6 protein-coding genes are annotated in these 6,623 nt (G+C 43.4%); 5 read left to right on the forward strand and 1 reads right to left on the reverse strand.

Going from position 1 to position 6,623, the window contains the following annotated elements:
- Nucleotides 1-39: 39 nt before the first annotated feature.
- Genes QVP94_RS01550 through QVP94_RS01560 form a run of 3 tightly spaced genes read left to right on the forward strand, consistent with a single transcriptional unit; the run spans nt 40 to nt 2,060 of the window.
- Nucleotides 40-675 (forward strand): hypothetical protein, encoded by a 636-nt coding sequence (locus QVP94_RS01550; RefSeq protein WP_005861338.1) that lies wholly within the window; start codon nt 40-42, stop codon nt 673-675.
- A 12-nt stretch (nt 676-687) separates the two neighbouring features.
- Nucleotides 688-1,512 (forward strand): DUF3822 family protein, encoded by an 825-nt coding sequence (locus tag QVP94_RS01555; RefSeq protein WP_009018318.1) that lies wholly within the window; start codon nt 688-690, stop codon nt 1,510-1,512.
- Complete coding sequence (locus tag QVP94_RS01560) at nt 1,503-2,060, forward strand: RsmD family RNA methyltransferase (RefSeq protein WP_005861342.1); 558 nt, start codon at nt 1,503-1,505, stop codon at nt 2,058-2,060. The genes QVP94_RS01555 and QVP94_RS01560 overlap by 10 nt, the downstream gene beginning before the upstream one ends.
- On the opposite strand, the gene cls is transcribed toward QVP94_RS01560, so the two are convergent.
- Entirely contained in the window at nt 2,032-3,468 is a 1,437-nt protein-coding gene (gene cls / locus QVP94_RS01565) for a cardiolipin synthase (protein ID WP_022191808.1), read from the reverse strand. The genes QVP94_RS01560 and cls overlap by 29 nt on opposite strands.
- Before the next feature lie 587 nt (nt 3,469-4,055).
- On the opposite strand from cls, the gene QVP94_RS01570 reads away from it, so the two are divergent.
- Nucleotides 4,056-5,306, forward strand: coding sequence for a hypothetical protein (locus QVP94_RS01570; RefSeq protein ID WP_491857339.1), 1,251 nt, complete (start codon nt 4,056-4,058; stop codon nt 5,304-5,306).
- A gap of 11 nt (nt 5,307-5,317) precedes the next feature.
- Nucleotides 5,318-6,623, forward strand: a 1,306-nt coding sequence (locus tag QVP94_RS01575) for a carboxypeptidase-like regulatory domain-containing protein (RefSeq protein ID WP_288213144.1), incomplete at its 3' end; no start/stop codon positions are given.

Consider the following 6,623-nt stretch of genomic DNA (forward strand, 5'->3'; position numbering starts at 1 on the left):
ATTTGCCGAACGAAATAAATTCAAAAAACAATACAAACCATGAAAGTTACATTAAAGATTTTATTAGCTGCCGCAGTTGTACTGCTAGTTTACATGTGCTACAAGAGCGTCACTGGTCCGATTGAGTATGATGATCAGAAGACTATTCGTGACAATGCGATCATCGCCCGTTTGATTGAAATCCGTAAGGCTCAGATCGAATACAAGAACATGTATAAGACTCATGCCGGAAGTTTCGACGATTTGGAGAAATTCTTGAATACGGATAAGTTGCCGTTCTTGATCAAGGAAGGTGTATTGACGGATGAGCAGTTGGAGAAAGGTATGACAGAAGCAGAGGCTGTTAAGAAAGGTTTAATCAGACGTGATACCATGTGGGTATTGGCGAAAGATACTTTGCTGGGTAAGAACTATGATGTAGCGGCTATGCGTTATGTTCCGGCCGTTCCGGGTGAAAAGATTACTTTCAAGATGGATACGGCTACGTTGAAATCTGGTTCGGGTTATGAGATCAAAGTATTCGCTTGTGAGGTTCCTTACAAAGAATATTTGCGTGACATGGATGCTCAGTTGACTTATAACTTGATCGACAAGGCAGAGAAACAAGGTAAGTTCCCGGGATTGCGTGTAGGTTCTTTGGAAGAAATTAATAACAACGCAGGTAACTGGGAATAATCAGCGGCTCATATGACTATCAGCATTCCTGATACGTTAACTACTGATAATTCGGAAAAGTATATAGTGTCCATCCGGCTTCGGTCGGGTGGACTTTCTTTTTCCGGGTATGATCCCTCGGCTGGAGGAAGTTTCTTTTATCGGGAAACGGAATTCGATCGGGCGGTCTCTTTCATTTCTTCCCTTAAGGAGTTTTTCTTCGCTCATGAGTTTCTTACGTGGACTTATAAACGGATTAACGTGATCTGTGTATCTCCGGAATATAGCTTGGTCCCTGATAATTATTGGGGGGACGGTAAGGAAGGGCGTTTATTGGATTTCAGCTTTTCTACACTGGAATTGCATTGCTTAACCGATACTTTAAAGGAACAACAGGCTAAGTTGGTGTTTGGTGTAGACGAGGAGGTTTACGAATTTTGCTCCCGTTCTCTTTTGCATCCTTTTTTCTCCCACTACATGACTTCTCCGCTAACGCTATGGACAAAAGAAAGTAGTGCTAGCTTACCCCGGCAAATGTATGTCGTGATAGAACGAAAGCGGATGGATGTGGCCTGCTATGCTCAAGGGAAACTCTTATTTGTGAACTCTTACCCGATCGACCAATCGGACGATATAGTATACTATATATTATATGTATGGAAACAGGCGGGATTGAACCAAGAAAAGGACCAGTTGCTTTTAGCGGGGGAATCTTCCTCGCGAATGCGGGTTCTGGAGCGATTGCGAGCCTATTTACGCCATGTTAAGCCGGTGGAGATCCCTTCGGAAGCCTATTTGTTGGGAACGGATGTAACGAAAGCCCCTATGGATTTAATATCTTTATTAATATGCGAATAATAAGCGGTATATACGGTCGTCGGCGTTTTGACGTGCCCTCTTCGTTTAGCGCACGTCCTACGACGGATTTTGCGAAAGAGAATATTTTTAACGTAGTAAATAATTTGGTGGATCTGGAAGGCATGGATGCGTTGGATCTTTTTGCCGGAACCGGAAGTATCTCTTTTGAGTTGATCTCACGAGGATGCCGGAATGTAACCGCCATAGAGAAAAATAACGCTCATGCCTCTTTTATAGCCAAGGTAGCGAAAGAGCTGAAGACGGATGCATTGGCTCTGATTCGTGGGGATGTTTTCCGTTATTTGAATTCAGCCCCTAAGCAAAGTTTCGATTTCATCTTTGCCGATCCCCCGTATGCCTTGCCGGAGTTGCCGGAAATACCCGCCTTGGTTTTCGAGCGTGATTTACTAAGGGATGGAGGGATATTCATCATGGAACATCCTAAGACCAATGACTTCTCATCTTTGCCTTATTTTTATCAGCACCGGGTGTATGGCTCCGTGAACTTTAGCATCTTCCTTAAAGAAGGGGAGAAAACAGACGCATAAATGATTCCGCCATGCGTTGCTTGAGGGGGCGCTTTAACCAGCGGGAAGGGATCAAGCGCTCACAGTGATGCATGTCGCGTGTAAAGATGCGTTTCATTTGCAGGGCGAATTCCTTTTGATATACGAAAGCGTTAATCTCGAAGTTATGCTCAAAGCTACGGAAGTCCATATTGGCGGACCCGATGCTTGTCAATGCGTCGTCGGACACGACTAGCTTGGAATGCAAGAAGCCCGGTTTGTAGAGGTATACTTTTACGCCGGCCTTTACCATCTCGTCGATAAAGGAATGACTGGCCATATTCGCTGAACGTGTATCGGAACGCTTAGGCAGCATCAAACGAACATCCACTCCCCCTAAGGCGGCGGTTTGCAACGCTTGGTTCAATCCTTCGGTAGGCAGGAAATAAGGGGTTTGTATAAAGATATACTTCTTGGCGTTGGCGATCATGAAAATGGTCGCTTGCAACAAAGTTCTCCATTGACCTACCGGACCGCTAGTGGCGATTTGCATAATATTATCGCTATAGATTTGGGCGGCCGGATAGTAAATCCGATCGTTCAAGAGTTTTTTACTAACCACGTACCAATCGATGAGGAATACGGATTGAAGCCCGTGCACTCCTTTCCCTACAAATTTGAAATGCGTATCCCTCCATGTGCCCCAAGAGGTTCCCTTATCGTATCGGTCGGCTATATTCATGCCTCCCATAAACCCGACTTTACCGTCTATCACGATAATCTTGCGGTGGTTCCGGTAATTCACCTTACTGGTGAAAACGGGGAACGCTACCCTCAAGAACGCATATACCTCGATACCCGCTTCCTTCATTTCCTTAAAGAAGCCGTCTTTTACATTCCAGCAACCCACATCATCATAAAGTACACGTACCTTCACACCTTCTTTTACTTTCTTGATAAGGAGTTGTTGCACCTGTTTTCCTATCTCGTCATCACAGAATATATAATATTGTATATGGATATGGTGGGTCGCTTTCTGGATCTCTTCCAGCAAGTCTTTGAACTTATCGGTACCATTCGTATAAATCGTGATTTGTGTTCCGTATAGGAGGGAGGATTGGTTGGTGTTAGTCAACAAGGTCGATAAAGGTTTATAGGGGTCCGGAACTACGCAGGCGTCTTGAGGTAATTTACCCTCTTGCGGCCTTTTCATGATGCGTTTATAGGTACGCCTCGATATGATCCGTTGTTTCCGGTTATCTTGTCCAAAGAAGAAATAGAAAAGCAGTCCGATACCGGGTGCTAATAATAAGACGATTACCCAAGGAATTGTCTTTAACGGATTCCTATTCTCTGTAATGATAACTAATACCAGTCCTAATATAGTGACGCTATACAATATGATAAATATCGTACCAACGATTAGCTGTATATGAATGGCTGCTAACATGAAACTCTCTCTTTGCTATAATTTGCTAAGATAAGAATGCTTTCCGAGAATAGCAAATTTCCGTATTCTTTTTGGGCTGTATAGAAGGACCAAAAAGTAAGTTAACTTAAATGGCAAAGTAAGCTAACTTAAATGCCCGAGTAAGTTAACTTACTTTGCCAACGAAGCTAGCTGACTTTGGAAGCAGGGTTATGTACATCTTAAAATAATGAGGTCGTTCTCTAAATATAAAGTGTCATTTGTTGATTTTAGCGCAGGCTATTATGAGAAGTATCTATGATAACAATAAAAATATTTAGATTGAAAACGACTGTAAAAAACGATCGTTTCAATTAGTCGTTTGCAAAGGTAGGCATTTCTCCGAGACCGGCAACCTTTTCCGATTAAATTTTGTCCTGCTATATATCTTCTTCTCAACAGGATAGATTAATCAAAGTGTCACGAATATGACAAAAGAGCATCATCTTTTTACTTTCTAAAAAAATGCAAGATCTAAACGATCGTTTTCACTAGTCGTTTTTTATGTGGAAGGGTAAGAATAAGAAAAACAGTAAACCAATGATAACTTGGAATCAAACTCTAGAGATATGAATAGAAAGTCTTCTATACGAGCCATTTTACTCCGTAAGGAATGCCTTTTATTCTTTTTGCTACTATTGCCTATGTTTACAAAGGCCCAATATAATAAGGTATATGCGGATATCACCGCGAATATGCTGGTCGATATGGGTTTTGAGAATGTTGTCTGGTCGGAAGACGAGAAGGAGAGAGTGTATGTCTTGGAGAATACCCCTTGGCGTTTGCAGGGTGTGGGACTGGCCCATGCCATAGACCGCATCCAGAAAACAGGCTTGCCGGAGAAGGGTAAATCCTGCCGTATCGTCGTATTGGATAATAATATACCGCAGATCTCATTGATCTATACGGCAAATCCGGACAGCTTGAAGGCGGCTCCCGGCTCCTATGCGGCCCGTTCCGCCTGGGATGCTACTTACGATCTGGGCGATAGCTGGGATAAGGTGAAAAAAGAGTACCGTATGAATAGCTCCTTATTTAAAGTAGACGTGGTGGTTTATCCGGAGTTGTATCTGAAGAACCTCATTATCACGCAAATATACCAAGTATTATTCAACCTCTCGCCTGCGATCGAGGTCTCTTTCTGGAATGGGATGAAGCTGACGGCGCAGATGGTGTTTCCTATATATAATGATGGATATGGTCCTTGGGCGGGTAAGATTCACCCGGGCATGGTTACCCTTTCCCAATCTTTTCGTTTACCTTATCGTACGTTCGCCAGAGCCAGTATCGGTTTGTTCAATGCGGATCGTTATGGCGTGGATTTAGCGGTAACCCATCATTTGAAGGATGAACGTTTTTCTTTGGAAGGACGTATTGGTTGTACGGGTACGGGATCTTGGCAAAAGTTTGAATATCATTATGGAACTCACCAACGGGTGACATGGTCGCTGGGAGGTAGTTTCTACTGGCCAAAATACAATACGCAAGTCTCCTTGAAAGCCGAGCAATACTTACTGGGTGAGATCGGAGGACGGATTGACTTGATCCGCCATTTTCGCTATTGTTCGATAGGATTTTATGCGATGAAGGCGCAAGGTGCTTTGAAAAACGGCGGTTTCCGGTTTCAAGTGGCTCTTCCTCCTTATAAATATAAACGTAAGAATGCGCGGGTGCTTCCTTCTGACAACTGGGGTATGTCTTACAACGCCGGTAATGAACGCTATTATTATAAGGGGTATAAAGCCTCGCCGAATGATAACATCATGCAACAGAATCAATTCAACCCGTACTTTATAAAGTCGGAATTACTCAATTTTTAAATAGTTTTATTATGAGAACAATTACAAAGTTACAGACCTTATTGGTCTTGTTCCTTACGACAGCCATGGTATGTTTCATGGGCTGTAAGGATGACGATGATGATGTGCCTACTCCGGATGGTGGTGGCACTGTTGCCACCTATGCGATTAGTGGTACGGTCATGGATGCCAGCAACAACCCGATGGCTGGCGTTAGCGTAGCTCTTTCTGGAGCTCAATCTCTTAGTGCTACGACGGGTTCTGATGGAACGTACTCTTTCGACTTGAAAAGCACACCAGGCTCTTACAAAATCGCCTTTAAGTCGGAAGGCTATGCAGACAGAAGCTATGATGTGGATGTGAAGAAGATCGAATCGGGTGTTGGACAGTATGTAGTAAACGCCGTCATGGTAAAGGGCACGACTCCCGATACTCCGAAAGAGTATAAGAAGGCGAAGTACAATCTTTCCGTATCGATCGAGGATGTTGTGGGAAAAGCTATCTCTACTTCCAGCCTTTCTGTTGTCGTAAAATACGGGGATAAAGAGATCGCTAAAGAGAATAAACCTAATTTTAAGGTCTCTGATGTGACTCCCGGTATCTACGACGTAGTAGCTACAGCTTCCGGATATACTAAATCCGTGGCTAAGGTTGTCGTTTCAGCCGTTCCGGATCAAGAAAAGAAAGAGGGCGAAGGTGATACATTCGACGTTGAGTATCCAGCTATTATCGTGATGAATGTCGCTCCTTCTATTCCAGTAGACCCGGATGATCCTTCTAAGCCGACAGATCCTTCTGACCCGTCTGATCCTTCCAAGCCAACAGACCCGTCTGATCCTTCCGATCCTTCCAAACCGACAGATCCGTCAAAAGCGACTTATATCGTATCTGGTATAATAACAGACCTATCTACGGGCGCAGACATCAAAACAGCGGAAGTCACATTGATGTTAGGAAGTGAAGAGTTATTTATTTCTAAGAATGAGAGTGAGTTCTCTTTCAATATCGCATCATCAAAGGTTACGGAGGATGCTCAATTTATCTTGAGTGTTAAAGCCGCAGGTTATACGAGCTACTCTCGTACGATCATCTTTAAGGTCGGTCAGAGTATGAACTATGTATTTCCTATCACATTGAACCCTATAGGTACAGGTGGAAATACGGAGATTGATTTTTCTAAATATGGTGTTCAGGTTCCGGAAAAAGAAGCGGAAAAAGTAGCGGATGAGATTAAGAATGCGATTAACGCAGGCGGAACCGAAGAGGTTAAGGTGTCTGGTGTCACTTATGTGGATGAGAATAATGTTGAGCAAAAAGTAGACGTTGTCATTCCTGCTA

This window comes from Parabacteroides sp. CAG:2, from assembly GCF_000436315.1.
GTDB classification, from domain to species: Bacteria; Bacteroidota; Bacteroidia; order Bacteroidales; family Tannerellaceae; genus Parabacteroides; species Parabacteroides distasonis.

Bases quoted from the DNA above. Each gene is read 5' to 3' on its own strand.
- QVP94_RS01550 (WP_005861338.1), top strand. From the start codon at position 40: ATGAAAGTTACATTAAAGATTTTATTAGCTGCCGCAGTTGTACTGCTA.
- QVP94_RS01555 (WP_009018318.1), top strand. From the start codon at position 688: ATGACTATCAGCATTCCTGATACGTTAACTACTGATAATTCGGAAAAG.
- QVP94_RS01560 (WP_005861342.1), top strand. From the start codon at position 1,503: ATGCGAATAATAAGCGGTATATACGGTCGTCGGCGTTTTGACGTGCCC.
- cls (WP_022191808.1), bottom strand. From the start codon at position 3,468: ATGTTAGCAGCCATTCATATACAGCTAATCGTTGGTACGATATTTATC.
- QVP94_RS01570 (WP_491857339.1), top strand. From the start codon at position 4,056: ATGAATAGAAAGTCTTCTATACGAGCCATTTTACTCCGTAAGGAATGC.